The 15,113-nt window shown below is 69.3% G+C and carries 9 protein-coding genes and 3 pseudogenes; 5 read left to right on the forward strand and 7 right to left on the reverse strand.

Going from position 1 to position 15,113, the window contains the following annotated elements:
- Window positions 1-390, forward strand: a 390-nt coding sequence (locus tag ACZ60B_RS35440; RefSeq protein ID WP_469394509.1) for a YncE family protein, incomplete at its 5' end; no start/stop codon positions are given.
- 705 nt (window positions 391-1,095) lie between these two features.
- Here the strand turns inward: ACZ60B_RS35440 and ACZ60B_RS35445 are convergent.
- A pseudogene (locus tag ACZ60B_RS35445) lies at window positions 1,096-1,294 on the reverse strand (IS1380 family transposase); the annotation flags it as partial.
- Between the two features lie 480 nt (window positions 1,295-1,774).
- Between ACZ60B_RS35445 and ACZ60B_RS35450 the strand changes: the two are divergent.
- On the forward strand, window positions 1,775-2,998 hold the full coding sequence (locus tag ACZ60B_RS35450) for an RNA-guided endonuclease InsQ/TnpB family protein (protein ID WP_469394511.1): 1,224 nt from the start codon (window positions 1,775-1,777) through the stop codon (window positions 2,996-2,998).
- A gap of 347 nt (window positions 2,999-3,345) precedes the next feature.
- Here ACZ60B_RS35450 and sbnB read toward each other — a convergent pair whose 3' ends face one another.
- The 4 genes from sbnB to ACZ60B_RS35470 all read right to left on the reverse strand — a co-directional run bounded on the left by sbnB (window position 3,346) and on the right by ACZ60B_RS35470 (window position 10,703).
- Window positions 3,346-4,449 carry a 2,3-diaminopropionate biosynthesis protein SbnB gene (gene sbnB / locus ACZ60B_RS35455; protein ID WP_469394513.1) on the reverse strand — a complete coding sequence of 368 codons (1,104 nt, stop codon included), beginning with the start codon at window positions 4,447-4,449 and terminating at the stop codon, window positions 3,346-3,348.
- On the reverse strand, window positions 4,446-5,483 hold the full coding sequence (locus ACZ60B_RS35460) for a TauD/TfdA family dioxygenase (protein ID WP_469394515.1): 1,038 nt from the start codon (window positions 5,481-5,483) through the stop codon (window positions 4,446-4,448). The genes sbnB and ACZ60B_RS35460 overlap by 4 nt, the downstream gene beginning before the upstream one ends.
- Before the next feature lie 56 nt (window positions 5,484-5,539).
- Window positions 5,540-8,068 (reverse strand): non-ribosomal peptide synthetase, encoded by a 2,529-nt coding sequence (locus ACZ60B_RS35465; protein ID WP_469394517.1) that lies wholly within the window; start codon window positions 8,066-8,068, stop codon window positions 5,540-5,542.
- 64 nt (window positions 8,069-8,132) lie between these two features.
- On the reverse strand, window positions 8,133-10,703 hold the full coding sequence (locus ACZ60B_RS35470; protein WP_469394519.1) for a Pls/PosA family non-ribosomal peptide synthetase: 2,571 nt from the start codon (window positions 10,701-10,703) through the stop codon (window positions 8,133-8,135).
- A gap of 485 nt (window positions 10,704-11,188) precedes the next feature.
- Here ACZ60B_RS35470 and sbnA point away from each other — a divergent pair, with 485 nt between their 5' ends.
- Window positions 11,189-12,301 (forward strand): 2,3-diaminopropionate biosynthesis protein SbnA, encoded by a 1,113-nt coding sequence (sbnA, locus tag ACZ60B_RS35475; RefSeq protein ID WP_469394521.1) that lies wholly within the window; start codon window positions 11,189-11,191, stop codon window positions 12,299-12,301.
- Between the two features lie 315 nt (window positions 12,302-12,616).
- Here the strand turns inward: sbnA and ACZ60B_RS35480 are convergent.
- Window positions 12,617-13,153, reverse strand: a pseudogene (locus tag ACZ60B_RS35480) (4'-phosphopantetheinyl transferase family protein); the annotation flags it as partial.
- 896 nt (window positions 13,154-14,049) lie between these two features.
- On the opposite strand from ACZ60B_RS35480, the gene ACZ60B_RS35485 reads away from it, so the two are divergent.
- Together ACZ60B_RS35485 and ACZ60B_RS35490 are read left to right on the forward strand one after the other, a co-directional pair.
- Window positions 14,050-14,280, forward strand: coding sequence for a response regulator transcription factor (locus ACZ60B_RS35485; RefSeq protein ID WP_384440709.1), 231 nt, complete (start codon window positions 14,050-14,052; stop codon window positions 14,278-14,280).
- Between the two features lie 164 nt (window positions 14,281-14,444).
- Window positions 14,445-14,720 (forward strand): annotated as a pseudogene (locus ACZ60B_RS35490) (transposase); the annotation flags it as partial.
- Window positions 14,721-14,792: 72 nt separating this feature from the next.
- On the opposite strand, the gene ACZ60B_RS35495 reads toward ACZ60B_RS35490, so the two are convergent.
- Entirely contained in the window at window positions 14,793-15,092 is a 300-nt protein-coding gene (locus tag ACZ60B_RS35495; RefSeq protein WP_469394557.1) for an LppP/LprE family lipoprotein, read from the reverse strand.
- Window positions 15,093-15,113: the final 21 nt, after the last annotated feature.

Consider the following 15,113-nt stretch of genomic DNA (forward strand, 5'->3'; position numbering starts at 1 on the left):
GCCACCAACCGCACCGTGGGCAACCCCATCAAGGTCGGCAAGAAGCCAGTCGGGGTGGCCATCTCCCAGGACGGACGCCGGGCCTACACGGCCAACTCCGGCTCGGATTCGCTGTCGGTGATCGACACCGCCACCAACCGCACCGTGGGCAACCCCATCAAGGTCGGCAAGAAGCCAGTCGGGGTGGCCATCTCCCAGGACGGACGCCGGGCCTACACGGCCAACTGCGGCTCGGATTCGCTGTCGGTGATCGACACCGCCACCAACCGCACCCTGGGCCACCCCATCAAGGTCGACGGGTACCCGGTGTGGGTGGTGGTCTCCCCGGACGGACGCCGGGCCTACGCGGCCAACTCCGGCTCGGCCTCGGTGTCGGTGATCACGTTCTAGCCTCCCCTTTTTCGCTCGGGGCGGCGGAGTCGAGTCGGTCGCGGTGGGCCGGTGGTTTTCCGGCTGTCGGTCGCCGGGCGGGCATGGCTGCGGCCCGACGCCGGGGTCACCGCCCCGCCCCACCGCACTCCCCACCACCTCCATGCCGTCGACCAGCGAAAACATAGTGGTTGACAGCGGTCCGGCTGCAGCACCAAGCTGTAGTACTAAACCGACAAACAAGGATTAATCCACCTCAAGTCGAGGGAGGTCCTCATGGTGACGAGCACCCGGAAGCGCATCCGACACCTCGTCGGTGCATTCTTCGTTGCTGCGCTGCTCGCGGGAACGGTGGGCGTGACGAGTGCTGAGGCAACGCCTCAGACGACGAAGGCCGCGGCGCAAGCGCCGAGCGCGGCCTGCATAGGCCCCCAGAACCCGCCGGGCTGCGTGTGAGGCAAGGCTGGGGCAGGTGCCGCCCACTGCGCGGTGCTGGTCGTGAAAACCGTTGCGCACCAGTGTTGCCGGCGTACAACCTCATCCGTCCACCCACGTACGAGCCAACCTCGATCCTGCATGACGGTCTGCCGACGGAGTCGGTGGACCGTTTCGCTTTCTGTGGCTGATGGCGGGCATGTCGGAGACCCGAGTGACACCTCGGGTGGGCGCCGGGTTCCACTGCTCCGGGCGGGGTGGTGCTGCTCGCGGGGACGGAAAGCTGCCGTGTCAGCCGGGGTTCGGCAGGAGAACAAGCCGTTCGCGGGCGCCTGTGATCTCGCCGGCCCAGGGCCAGTGGCGGGTGAGGCGGAGGGTTGCGGCGCCGGCCGGTGGTGACGAGCCGGGCGGCCGCAAAGAACAGGCGGAACCGCAGGCGGCGGGGCTCCCGGAGCCGGGCTTGGCCGGTCGGGGAGAGCACGGGCATCCAAGGCCGGCAGGTCGAGTGCGATCAGCCGTCCCGGCCGACCGGAAAGGCTGGCCGAAGACCGACCGCACCCGGCCACGGGCGGGCCGCCTCGCGCCCAGGCGAGGCGAGGTTCCCTCCCCAGCAGCCCGCTCGCACGGATTTGCCGGCAGGCGTCCGGAGAAACACGCACCACGGACCGGACCCGGCTGCCCTGTGCAGCCCACCGGCCGCCAGGACGTGGCCGCGATCAGCACGCCCACCACCCGCCGGCACCGGCCGCGAGGAGCAGCACGGGGCGCGGGATTACGCCTCCACGCCCGTGCCTGGCCGCCCCGGTGGGCAGATCCCTTGCCGGACACTGTCTCTCGCACAGGATCGCTCAGCCGATGACCGGCTGGGCCCGGCGCGAGCCCCGTCCTTCAGGGCGGGGTAAGCCGGAACGGTCCGCGGGGCGAAGCTGTCCAGGCCGGTGTTGTCGGTGCCGGGCAGTAGGTTGATCACATGCAGCTGCGGTACAACTTCCGCGTGTACCCCGAGCCCGCACAGCGTGATGCGCTGGCCAGGGCGTTCGGGTGCGCCCGCGTGGTCTTCAACGACGGCCTTCGGGCCCGTCGGGAAGCACACGCGGCGGGGCTGCCGTATATCAAGGACACCGACCTGCAAAAGCAGGTCATCACTGCGGCCAAGCACACCGGGGAACGCGTGTGGCTGTCCGAGGTGTCGTCGGTGGTGCTGGTGCAGTCCCTGCGGGACCTGCACACCGCCTACCGCAACTTCTTCTCCTGCGTCACCGGCAGGCGCAAGGGCCCGAAGGTCGCGCCGCCCCGGTTCAAGTCCAAGCGGGACAGCCGGCAGTCGATCCGGCTCACCGCCAACGGGTTCTGTCTGCGCGGCAACAGCCGCCTGTACGTGGCGAAGGTCGGGGAGCTGCGGGTGCGCTGGTCACGCCCGCTTCCGGCCGTGCCTACCTCGGTCACGGTCACGAGGGACGCGGCCGGCCGGTACTGGGCATCGTTCGTCGTGGACACCGACCCGCAGTTCCTGCCCCAGACCCACGCCGAGACCGGTATCGATCTCGGCCTGTCCGCGTTCGCGGTCCTCTCCGACGGACAGAAGATCGCCTCCCCCCGCTTCCTGCGCCGCGCCGAGAAGAAGCTCAAGCGGTTGCAGAAGGACTTGAGCCGCAAGGCGAAGGGGTCGAAGAACCGGGCCAGGGCCCGCATCAAGGTCGCGCGTCAGCACGCCCGTGCGGCGGACCGGCGCCGGGACTGGCACCACAAGACATCCACGAAGATCATCCGCGAGACCCAAGCGGTGTACGTGGAAGACCTTGCGGTGTCCGCTCTCGCGCGCACCCGGCTCGCCAGGTCCGTGCACGACGCCGGATGGTCCGCGTTCGTGAACATGCTGGAGTACAAGGCCGCCAGGCACGGCCGACACTTCGCCAGGATCGGACGCTTCGAGCCCACCTCTCAGGTGTGCTCGGCCTGCGGGATCAAGGACGGCCCCAAGCCCCTGCACGTCCGCGAGTGGACCTGTCAGGAGTGCGGGACCGTCCACGACCGCGACGTCAACGCCGCACGCAACATCCTGGCCGCCGGACGGGCGGACAGGCTAAACGCCTGTGGAGCGCCGGTAAGACGGGCACACGTGCCCGCACAGCGCGGTGAAGCAGGAAGCCACCACAAGGGCCAGACGGCCCAGGCTGGAATCCCCGTCCTCTAGGGCGGGGAGCACGTCAAAGACGCTGTGCACGCTCAGCAGCGAGCGCGGCCGCTATCCCTCCCCCTCTCCCCCGCCGTCCCCGACGGGGCTGACCGGGCCGGTGAGCCCTCATGGACGTACGAGGCACACCGTGCCCGGACTCACCCGAAACTCCGCTCACAGCTCCTTTGCGGCGTTTCCGGGTGGCCGGCCACGAAGCGACCGGGACGGACCGGTCCGCACGCAGACGCGGCGAGCGCCTCCTCGAAGGCATCGGGACCGGGCCGGGTCGGACCTGCCCGGCCGGCCCCTCGGTACCGGACGGGTTTGCCTGCGTGAGCCGACCGGGGGCCGGGCTGTGCGGCCGCTCATCCGTAGCGGCGCAGTTCATGGAAGAAGTCCTCCACGACGTGCAGATGCCCGGCGCGGGTCACCTCGTCGTACACGTGTTTGCCGACGGCGAGGTCGAGCACTCCCAGGCCGAAGGGCGAGAAGACCACGGGCCGGTCCTTTGGGAGCGCCACCCGGCCTGTCATGACGTCGCCCAGGGTTCCGGTGAGGAAGTCCCTGTTGCCGGTGAGCTGTTCGGTCAGGTGTGGTGAGGTGTCGGCCTTGAGGCAGTGGTCGACGTCGTCGACGATGTTCGCCGATGCGAGCACGATGTCGGGGGCGAGGTCGCGCAGCGACACGTGCAGCACCAAGGGGTTGTGGTCGAACCATGCCGGGTCGGTGACGTGTGGCCGGCCGGCGACGGTGGCGAAGACCACCAGGTCGCTGGAGCGGATCAGCTGCTCCGGGCTGTCGTGCGTCGTGATCGGTGGGGCCGCATCGGTGTGTTCCAGGTAGCTGCGGAAGCCGGCGGCGTGGTCGGGGGACACGTCGTGTATGCCGATCTGGTCGAAGCTCCAGCCGGTTGCGGTCACAAAGGCGTGGATGTAGCGGGCGATCAGGCCGGTTCCGAAGAATCCGACGCGGGTGGGGCGTCGGCGGTGGCGGCTGAGCCAGTCGGCCGCCGACGCGGCCATCGCGGCCGTTCGGCTCGCGCTGATGATGGAGCTCTCCAGGCAGGCGAGCGGATAGCCGGTGTCGTGGTCGTTGAGGATGAGCACGGCCGAGGCTCGCGGGATGCCGGAGGGCACGTTGTCGGGGAAGCTGGAGATCCACTTCAGGCCGTCCACCCGTACCTGCCCGCCGATCGACGCGGGCAGCGCGATGATCCGCGCCGTCGGCCGGTCGGGGAGGCGCAGGAAGTACGACGGCGGATTGACCGAGTCCCCGGCCGCGTGCAACCGGTAGGTCGCCTCGACGAGATCGACGATCTGCCGTTCCTGGCCCTGCAGCGTGTGCTGGACCTGGGCACCGGAGATCACGGCGAACGGTGGCACCGCGGCCTGCGGTGGCGTCGTGCTCGGCTGGGGCAGCGCGGACTGGGGCATCGCGGACTCCCTGGCGCAGGAAGGGGACGTGGTCATCGGGCGTTCTCCTTCGAGGCCGGCGGGCAGGGGGTCGGGTGCAGCGGTTCGGCCATGGCGACGACGACGTCACGCGGTGACTCGAAGGGCTCTCTGCCGTGTGCCATGCGGACGTTGTCGACGAGCATCAGGTCGCCGTCCTGCCACGGCTCGCGGACGGTGTGCCTCTCGTACACCGCGTTGATCAGCTGGACGACGTCCTCGCCGACCGGATCGCCGTTGCCGAAGCGCGTGGTGAAAGGCAGACGGTCGGGGCCGTGGACGTCGATGAGGTACTCCCGCACCTCGGGGGCCATCGTCCACTCGTTGAGGAACGCGATCTGGTTGAACCAGCAGCGTCGGCCGGAGACCGGATGGCGCACCACGGCCGGGCGGCGCTGGCGGGTGTGCAAGCCCTTGTCGGGCAGCCAGCGCACCTCGATCCTGTGGGCGCGGCAGTAGTCCTCGACAGCGCTGTGGTCGTCGGTGCCGAACGCCTGCGCCCAGGAGGCCCCGATCTCGTCGTGGTACGTGCGCGTAAGCAGCCAGCCCTCCTCTTCGAACCGCTGGACCAGCTTCGGCGGCAGCTCGTCGAGGACGGCGGTGGCGTCGGCCAGAGCGGTGGCTCCGCCGGTGCGGGGCGCGGCCAGGCAGGCCAGCAGCAGCAGGCCGGGGGGCGCGTGGGTGTAGCTGAGTTCGTGGTGCATGCACATGGGCTGGTTGGCCGGCCAGGGGGTGGAGGAGTAGACGCCCGGCGCGCGGGTGCGGCGGGGCGCGAAGGCCTCCTTTTCGGTCATCGGGCCGGGAGCCAGGTGGTGCAGGACGGCCCCGGCCTGGCCGGCCTCCCGCACAGCGAGGCCGCGGATGACCAGCGCGCCGTGTTCGGTGACGAGGCTGCGGACGGCGTGGTGGTGCTCGGCCGCCCAGCCCGGCGCGTCCCCGCGGGACTGGGGGCCGGTGTGCAGGACGGGGATTTTGCCGGGGTGCACGTCCAGTTCCGTCCCGGGCATGGGCGCAGCGGCGGGCGTGGGGACGGTGGAGGGGGGAAGTGACATCTTTCTTGTCCTTTCGTGGTGGGGGATGTCCCCTGGGTCGGGGACGTGGGACGAGGTCAGGCTGAGGCCCCTCGCACGGACTGCTGCCGGCAGAGCTCCTCCAGGAGCCGGGCCAGGTCGGTCAGGACGGGGTGGCGGGTGATGTCCGCCGGGGACACCAGGCGCTCCAGGCTGATGGCGAGTTTCACGGCCGACAGCGAGGTGCCGCCCAGGTCGAAGAAGTGGTCGTGGCGTCCGATCCGGTCCTCAGAGACGCCGAGCACGCCAGCCCATGCGGCGGCCAGCCGCCGTTCGGTGGGCGTAGCGGGCGCCTGGACGTCGTCGTTCGCGGCATGAAGCCGGGTGGCCAGGGCCGTGAGGGCTTTGCGGTCCACCTTGCCGTTGGCGGTCAGCGGGAGGTCCGCGCACCAGTGGACGGCCGAAGGGACCATGTACGGGGGCAGTACGGTGCCCAGCCGATCGAGCAGGACGTCGGTGTGCAGGGGTTGCGGGGAGGTGTAGAAGGCCACCAGGTGTGTGCTGTGGTCGGGCCGTTCGGCGACCACCACGGCGCTGTCGCGGACGCCGGGCACCTGCAGCAGGGTGTTCTCGATCTCGCCGGTCTCGATGCGGAAACCACGGATCTTGACCTGGGTGTCGCGACGGCCCAGGAACTCCAGCTTGCCGTCGGGCCGCCAGCGGCCGAAGTCGCCGCTCAGGTAGAGGCGCTGGCCTGGGCGGTGGGGATCGCTGAGGTAGGCGGGCCGGGTGCGCTCGGGGTCGTTGACATAGCCGCGGCCGACGCAGATCCCCGAGAAGGCGATCGCGCCCGGCGCACCGAGCGGCACCGGGTTCAGGCGTTCGTCGACGACGTAGAGGTGCACGTTGTTGACCGGCCGGCCCAGCGGGATGCGGTCGCCGTCCGGTGAACGGTCCATGATCTCGTGGTTGGTGTCGTCGGAGGTCTCGGTCAGCCCGTAGGCGTTGACCAGCTTGACGTGGGGCTGGGCGGCGAACCAGCGCTGGGCGAGTTCCCTCTTCAGCGCCTCGCCGGTGACCGACACGTACCGCAGGTCCGGCAGTTCGCGCGGGTGCTGCTCCAGGTATGTGAGGACGACGTCCAGGTACGACGGAACAACCTGGAGGACGGAGACCCGTCCGCGGGCGATGGTGTCGAGGAACTCCCGGACGGCGAGGATCACGTTCTGCTCGACCAGAAGGGTCCGTCCCCCGGCCAGGAGCGCGGCGAGCAGTTGCCACAGCGAGATGTCGAAGCACTGGGGCGCGGTCTGGGCGACCACCTGTCCTTCGGCGACCTGAAGGTCGTCGATCTTGGCGTGGAGGTGGTTGAGCATGCCCCCGTGTTCGCACATGGCGCCTTTGGGCTTACCGGTGGAGCCGGAGGTGAAGTAGATGTAGGCCAGCTGGTCGACTGCCACGGCGATACCGAGGTCGTCGTCGGCGTGGCCCTCCTCGTCGGCGGTGTCGGTGTGCAGCGTCCGCACGGTGGGCAGGGACGCGAGGGCCGTTCGGAGGGTGGTGGGGGCGGTCGGTCCGGTGAGCACCAGCGTGCACCGGGAAGCGGTGAGCATGGCCTTGACGCGTTCGGCAGGCAGATGCGGCTCGATGGGCAGGTAGACGCCTCCGGCCTTGAAGACGGCCAGCACGGCGGCCGGCCAGTTGAGGTCTCTGTCCATCACCACCGCGACGACGCCTTCGCGGTGGAGTCCTCGCGCCAGCAGGGCGCGGGCCAGCCGGTTGGCACGGGCATTGAGCTCCCGGTAGGTGCACTGCCGATTGCCGTGCACCGCTGCAACCGCGTGCGGGTCGTGCCGTACGCGCTGCTCGAACAGCTCATGGACCCCGGCGTCGGGCAGGGGTCGGTGGGGCCCGGCGAGCTCTTCGAGCTGGAAGCGCCGTTCCTCGGCGGACACAAGGCTCTGCCGGCCGTGCTCCGCGGCCGGGTCGGCGACGATCAGGGCGAGCGCGGTGAGGTGGTAGCCGACGATGCGCACAGCGCTGTCGGCGTCGAGGACGTCGGTGCGGTAGCGCGCCCGCAGCGTGAGCCCGCCGTCGTCGTGATGCGCGATGCCCACCCGCAGCACTGCCTCGGTGGCCGGGGCGCTGCTGTCCTGGGCGAGGGCGTCGCCGAAACCGGTCGCATCAAGTGCGGTTTCCCATGACGGCTCGGGAAGGCCGAGTTCGCGCCTGAGGTCGTCGACCGGGTAGTCGCAGTGAACGAGTACCTGCGAGAGGGCCTCGTGGGCGTGCGCCAGCAGGGCCCGCCAGGAGCGGGGGGCCGTCGTCAGCCGGCACGGCAGCGGCCGACCAGGGGCGAGCCCCAACAGGCCGATGGTGGCGGCGCTTTCACCGGTCAGCGCGGCCAGCACTTTGGCATGCGCCGCCAGCAGCACGGTACTCAACGGCACGGCCAGGTCGTCTGCCAGCCGGCGCACGGCTGCCGCGTCACTGACGGGGATCGGTGCGTGGTGCTCGGCCAGTTGGGCAACCGGCTCGCGGGTGAAGCGCGGAAGGGGCGCGCAGCCGCCGGACTTGGTCAGGACGCCGTGCCAGAAGTCCCGGGCGGCGGGAGTGTCGGGTGCCATCAGGATCTGTCCTTCGTTCGGGTGCTGATGCGCTCTGATGTGGCGGAGTGTGTGTGGCACGGCGTCAGATGCGGCCTGCCGGACAGAGCGGTGGGCGGGGGGTGTTGCCGGGCAGCTGACGGGCTGGGTTCCCGCCCCACCGGGCCTTGGAGGGAACGTGTTCGCCCTTCATGAGGAAGGAGTCGCAGGCAAGGTCGACGTGGTCGTCCAGGGTGACGCCGTAGTGGACGAATGCGCCGACACCGAGCGTGCAGCCGGCACCGATCGTGGTGCGGTCGGACTTGAAGGCGCCGTCCTCCTGCGAGTGGCACTGGACCACCGTGCCCGCATTGAGGGTGCAGTCGTCCCCGACCGTCACCAGCGTCCGTTCGGGGAAGAAGGAGCCGTCGTCGAAGACCCGCTTGCCGATCCGGGCACCCTGCAACCGCAGAACCACGTTCTTGAACGGGGTCCCGTCGAACATCTGGGCATGATCGACCGCCGCCATCTTCCAGAAGCGTTCGTGCCGCCAGAAGGACGGCTCGTAGATGGAGCAGGTCAGCGGCCGTTGTGCCGTGAATCCCGTGGCGGCCCGCTCGATCAGGGTGAAGTAACAGACGCTGAAGACGAGGCCACCGGCCATGGACAGGGCAATCGCCGATGCGCCCATGGAGGGGTAGAGGCTTCCGGCTCCCAGCGTCAGCAGGGTGACGACGAAGACGTGGAACCACCGCGCCAGCACATACAGCACCGCGGTCACGGCGTTGTGCCGGTTTTTTCGGGCGAGGCGGTGGCGCGGTTCGCTGCCGCCCGCCAGTTTGTTCAACCGGGCATCCCGCATCACGGTGCGCGGAATGGTGAAAGGAGGCGAACCCAGCAGACCGACGCCCTCCCGCATCTCTCCGTCGATGGGCACCATGACCTTCGTGGCCAGCAGGCAGTTGTCGCCGGTTTGGGCCTGTGCCGGATAGGCGATGCGGTTCCCGAGGAAACTTCGCGCTCCGATCGAGGCACGGCAGAGGCGGAACGACGTGTTGGAGAAGTCGGCATTGATGATCGACAGGCCGTCGGCGACCATCGTGTTGCTGCCCACCGAGGTAAGGAACGGACTGTCGTGCTTGAGTTCCGTGCCGAAATTCGAGCCGGTCTGCGTGACACGGCACAGGTCGTAGCCGAGATAGCGCAGGGAGTGAACGATCGCGGAGCTGTCCCCGAATATCGTGGTGAAGAACTTCCGGTTGGTCAGAAGGGCGATCGCCCGCTGCAGACCGTAATGGAAGCTGTAGAGCGGGTAGACCGTGTCCGGCTTGATCGCCCTGTCGAGCAGACGCGGCACCACGCCCTGGAGAACAAGCCCGGCGAGCGCGGCGCCGAAGAACAGCGTGACGGAAGCGGCCAGCGCGCCCAGAGACAACGCCGAGCCGGCGCGCGGCCATGACCCGACATCGAGGGGTGCCTTCAGCTGCGGCACCGCGGCGACCAGCAGGGCCGCACCGCCCGTGGTCAGGGGCAGATACACGAGCAGCAGGGCCAGCAGCTGCCCCAGGACGTAGCGGACCTTTCGCATGGCGGAGCAGTCGGCGGCGTGCGCACTGCGGAAGTCTGTGCCGGTGGGCTCGGCCGGTGAACCGTGCCGGCGCTCCCCAGCGGGTACGGCCTGACCGGCGTACAGGGACGAGGCATGACCGAGCTGGGACGCGTCGCCCATGGAGGTGTGGATGTCCAGGACCGTCTGTTCACCGACGACGACGTCCTTGCCGAGAGTGACCGGACCGGTCTGGATGAGGCCGGCATGGGCGCGGTAACAGGAGAAGTGGGAGTCCTTGCGTATGACCGCCCCGTCTCCGATGGTGAGCAGATCCGTACACACAGGAATATGCGTGGAAAAGATCGCAACATCGCGACCGATTTTCGCGCCCATCGCACGCAGATACAGCACGAACAGCGGCGACGCCGTGAACAGGCGGACCGGGCTGGTCCGGATCAGGGTTTTGACGATCCACCAGCGCAGGTAGGTGAGGCTCCACACGGGGAACTGACGGGGCGTGAAGCGGCCGATGAGCGTCCATTTGGCCAGGATCGGCACCGTGCACAGGCCGATGAATCCGGCACTGCCGGCCAGCACGGAACGCAGGTAGCGATCGGCGAGGGTGGAGCCGTCGCCGATCCATGCGCAGCCCCGTGTCGCTGCCGACGCGGCCAGGTAGCAGTACCCGAGGAAAAACAGCAACTGCAGCAGCCCGCACAGCACGTACTGACGCGTGCCGGCTCGTACTGCGGCCCCGTGCGAGGTCTGTGCGGCGTTCGTGGCCGGCGCCGGCCCGGAGGCCGGGACGGACGGCGGGCCGGGCGGCTGATGGGGCATGGATACGGGTGCCGGAGGCACCGTGGGGGTCGACGCGCTGGTCGTGAGTCCGGTGCCCGCGGTCGCCGCACCGGTGGCAGCGGAGGCCGCGGCTTCGGGCCCGGTCAGTGCAGCGGCGAGACTCTCGACCGTGGAATGCCGGTAGACGTCCTTCATCGACACCGGCGGCAGGTCCGCCCGCTTCCTGACCCGCGCACAGAACTGGGCCATCACCATCGAATCCGCGCCCAGGTCATCGAAGAAGTGGCTGTCGGCCGACACGTGTTCCACGCGCACGACGTCGGCCAGCACCTCGGCCAGTAGCCGTGCGGTGGCGGCCGGCGACCCGGTGGTCCCGGCGTCAGGCCCTCCGCTGTCGTCGGGGCACGTGGAGAGGCGGGGCGGGCCGGCCGTCCAGGTACGGGGGGAATTCCCTGCCATGTGAGCTCCGGTGTCGTCGGTGTGGTGGTGGAAGTGGGCTTCTCCCACCCGCAAAGGCGCCAGAGCCTTTCGCGGCGGGTTCCTGACGCCCGCCCCACCAGTACGCCTGGCCGGCACGACTTCGTCACGCCGCTGAATCTCGTAACTTGACACCACGCATTGGTGGCGGTAGGCGCCGGGACAAGCCCAGGTGGAAGGCACCGAGCCCGCTGCAGGCCCCTCCTCGAATCCCAGGAATCCGTGCCGCTACGCGCGAGCCCGACCGTTGTCAAGCCCCGAATTTTGGTGGCATGACGGAACCGGGGGTGATCCCGCGGACTGGTGGAGACGGTTCACACACGGATCAGGAGGCCACCGTGCCGGTCATATCCACCCCTCAGGAATTCAACGAGAACGACCTCTACATCGACCTGGAGGCGATCACCCGGCACCCGTTGTTCCTCAAATGTGAAGGTTTCAACTTCGCCGGCTCGATCAAGCTCAAGGCTGCCGCCGCCATGGTCGAGGCCGCCGAACGCGACGGTCTGCTCACCGACGGCGCGGTCCTCGTCGAGTCCTCCTCCGGCAACCTCGGGGTAGCCCTGAGCATGATCGCGGCCAGCAAGGGCTACGAGTTCGTGTGCGTGACCGACACTCGCTGCAACCTGCCCGCCCGGCTGCTCATGGAAGCGCTCGGCAGCCAGGTCCACATCGTCACTGAGCCCGCCCGGCAGGGTGGCCTGCTCGGCGCGCGCATCGACCACGTCCGCGCACTGTGTGCGTCGGACGGCCGGTACGTGTGGCTCAACCAATACACCAACCCCAACAACCACATGGCCCACTACCGCACCACCGCCCCGGCCATCGCCCGCCACTTCCCCGACCTCGACGTTCTCTTCGTCGGAGCCGGTACCACGGGCACGCTCATGGGCTGCGCACGCTACTTCCGCGAGTGGCACAGGCCGGTGCACATCGTCGCCATCGACACCGAGGGCTCTGTCACCTTCAAGGACACTCCAGGTCGGCGCATGATCCCCGGTCTGGGTACGAGCGTCCGCCCACCGCTGCTGGACGACTCCTACGTAGACGAGGTGATACACGTCAGCGAAGCCGACACCATCCGCACCTGCCGCCAGCTCGCCCGCCGCGGCTTCCTCTTCGGAGGCTCCACCGGCACGGTCGTCAGCGGCGCCACCCGTTGGCTCGCCCAGCAGTCAGCACCACGCCAGCAGCCGACCGCCGTGGCCATCGCCCCCGACCTCGGCGAGCGCTACCTCGAAACCGTTTACCACACCAACTGGGTACAGGACCTCCACGGGGACGACGTACTCGAAGGCGCTGCCGCCCACACCCCCGCTGGGGGCGAAGTGCGGACCGCGACCAGACCATACGGGGAACTCCTTGATGCGCCCTTCGTCGGCGAGGGACAGCAGGTCGATGGCAGAGAGCTGCGTGCCGCCGACGGTGGCCCGCAGCGGCAGCGCCGCTGAGCGGCCGGTGCGGCAATCACGCAGGGCCACACGAAGCGGATGGTGTGTGTCAGCCCGCCAGACCACGCCGAACAGCTCGCTCACCGCCATGGCCTGCGCCCGGCCCGGCCCGGCCACCGTCGTCACCGAAGCCGACGAACCCTTGAGTACGGCACCTGGGCGCCGAACCGCGACCGCGGCGGCGTATCCGTCGTCCAGGGCCACATCCCTGATCGTCCATCCCTGCACAGTGGCTGGTGCGCTCCTGCGAGCCCCCAGGCAGTCCAGTGACATGGCGCGTCCCAGCCCCGTGCCCAGCCCTTTCAGACAGGCCTCCTTGCGCGCCCAGACCCGAGCGAACGCCGCCGGCCTGCCCACCGTCAGCAACTCGCTCGACTCGGCGCTCTCCCGCGGATGCAAGCAGGCCCCGACCTCATCGGCCACCGCGAGGCCGGGGACCGTCTCGACGTCCACGCCCACCGGCGTCGCCGCGAAGGCCAACAGACACAGTCCCCCGCTGTGGGACAGCGAGAAATGCACGGGATCGCCACACACCGCAGGACGCCCGTGCGGCTCCCCGCACTGCGGGCACGGCAGCCGCTCCAGCGGAACGCCGACGGGCGGGACTCCGAGGTGGGCACCCAGCAGCAGGCGCCTGGCCACGTGCCCGCTCAGATACGTGTCCCTGTCCCGGGTCTCCCTCAGCGCCGCCGCACGCTCCGTCTCGGTCCCGTCCAGTACCGAAGAGGCCAGACGTGCCGCCACCGGCCTGAAGGCCTCGCCCGCACCAGCCACAACCCCGGCCGCCCCGCCGTCCCCGACGCCATCAGCGGCTGTTCCCACCCCCCGTCCCACAGCTCCGTCGGGCGCCACAGCGCACCAGCCATCACACTCGCAGGATACGAACTCGAACGAGTTCGGGGTTGCGGTTCCGGTTGCCTCACGGTACGACCTTCGGTTCCCACGACCTGGTGGTCCAGACGTAGCCGTGGACCACCGAGGTCATCGCCATGATGAGAAGTGGTCCGCACGGACCCTCGAGGCCGCAGCCCACAGCGCGGGAGGAGGCCAGCAGGTGCGTGTCGCCGCGGTGCAGGGCCCAGCGCCTCACCGATCCGCAGCCCAGTACACGCCAGCAGCGCGCTCAGGAAACGATCCCTGGCACTCGGAGCCGCAGCGATCACGCGGCGGATCTGCTCATCGCTGAGGTGTCATGGCCAAGCTCGGTCACGGAACACGGCCGCCCCCACCTCGCGCCGCTGTCCCGACGCGCCGCTGTCAAAGCCGGCCGCCACGACGGCAACCGGCCCTCCAGCCAGGCCGGCACCGGCATCGCGTCCCGCACCACTGCCCACCCCGCGTCCGTCATGTCCGACGGACACACCGGCACCCTCTCCGGGCGAGAGGCCGCGTTCCCGAACCTGTGCGCAAGGCAATCGCACGACGACACGCGGGAGTTGGACGAGACGGGGACCGTCACGCAGGACTGGAACAACAGGGCCTCCTGGCACTCGGGGGGTCGCAAACCCGAGCTGCCAAGGGGCCCTGTACTCATGCATCCACCCGGTCGAGATCACCCGGCCAGGGACCGTGTTCGATCAGAACCGTCCTCATGATCGATAGAGATACGGCTTCTCAAACCATTCCGCCTTTCCCTGTGACGCACCTGTGACAGTCGGCGGACACGGCCATGACGTCCGGCGAGCAATGTGAAAGAAATAAGGGCAAATCGCCCTAAACGGTCAGACCCCTCGCCGGAGGACAGCACCATGAGCGCCACCCTCGCCATTCCGCACATCGAAGCCCCCGCCCCCGCGCTGGCTCCGCGCGAGCGCGAGACGCTCCGGCACATCGCCGCCGGCCGCACCTACCTCCAGACCGCCCGCCACATGGGCCTCTCCACCCACACTGTGGACGCCTACCTGCGCCGTATCCGGGCCAAGCTCAACATCACAAACACCGCCGAACTGACCCGCATGGCCATCGCCCTGGGCCTGTGACCCGGGGGGCCGCGACCGGCTTCCCGTCGACCCGCGCACGCCGGCGGCGCTGGAGGGCCGGCGCAGTCCGCGGACCGGACGCCGGACGTCGCCGCCGCTTTTGCGGTCAGAAGCTGTCACCCTTTCGATCTTGAGTGCGATGTGATCGAAAGGACAACAGCTTCTTACAAAAGTTCGCCGCATCCCGGGACTGGCTGACCATCTACTACCTGCCGCCCTGCGCACCGACCTCAACCCCGTCGAAGGCATCTGGTCACCGCTACGGCGCGGCCGGCTCTCCAACGTCGCCTTCACCACCCCAGAGCACCTGATGCAGCGCATCCGACGCGGTCTGCGCCACATCCGCTACCGCAGCCACCTCATAGACGCGCCACATCCAGTCCCGCAGCCACCTCATGGACGGCTGCCTCGCAAAGACGGGACTGACCATCACCCCCTGACCGCCGAAGACGGCATCACGAGTTCCAGCTCAGTAACCTGACGCTGCCTGGCTGGAACACCGCCCTGACCGTTCAGGCGTCCTCCCGTCTCACCGCCGCTTCCTCTCCGCGTTTTGGTGGCATCCCCGAGGGGGTGAAGCCGTGCCCGTTCCACCGGTATTCGATCGTGACCGCCGGCAGGGAGGGACAGCACAATCCGTCATCGGGCCCGTAATGGGCGTAGGTGACTCGGATGGTGCTCGGTTTTCCGGGAGTGATGGCTTGGATGGCCAGGCTTTCGCTGCTGCTGTCCCAGCCGACAAACGTCGTGCCGTGCCAGAAAAAGACCAGTTGCCCGTACCCGTCCACGCTCGGAGAACGGGTGCCGATCAGCGCGGACGGGACCGAACTGGC

Source organism: Streptomyces sp. NPDC104096 (assembly GCF_055584385.1).

Excerpts from the sequence above, each read along its gene's own strand:
- ACZ60B_RS35450 (WP_469394511.1), top strand. The coding sequence starts at position 1,775 with ATGCAGCTGCGGTACAACTTCCGCGTGTACCCCGAGCCCGCACAGCGT.
- sbnB (WP_469394513.1), bottom strand. The coding sequence starts at position 4,449 with ATGACCACGTCCCCTTCCTGCGCCAGGGAGTCCGCGATGCCCCAGTCC.
- ACZ60B_RS35460 (WP_469394515.1), bottom strand. The coding sequence starts at position 5,483 with ATGTCACTTCCCCCCTCCACCGTCCCCACGCCCGCCGCTGCGCCCATG.
- ACZ60B_RS35465 (WP_469394517.1), bottom strand. The coding sequence starts at position 8,068 with ATGGCACCCGACACTCCCGCCGCCCGGGACTTCTGGCACGGCGTCCTG.
- ACZ60B_RS35485 (WP_384440709.1), top strand. The coding sequence starts at position 14,050 with ATGAGCGCCACCCTCGCCATTCCGCACATCGAAGCCCCCGCCCCCGCG.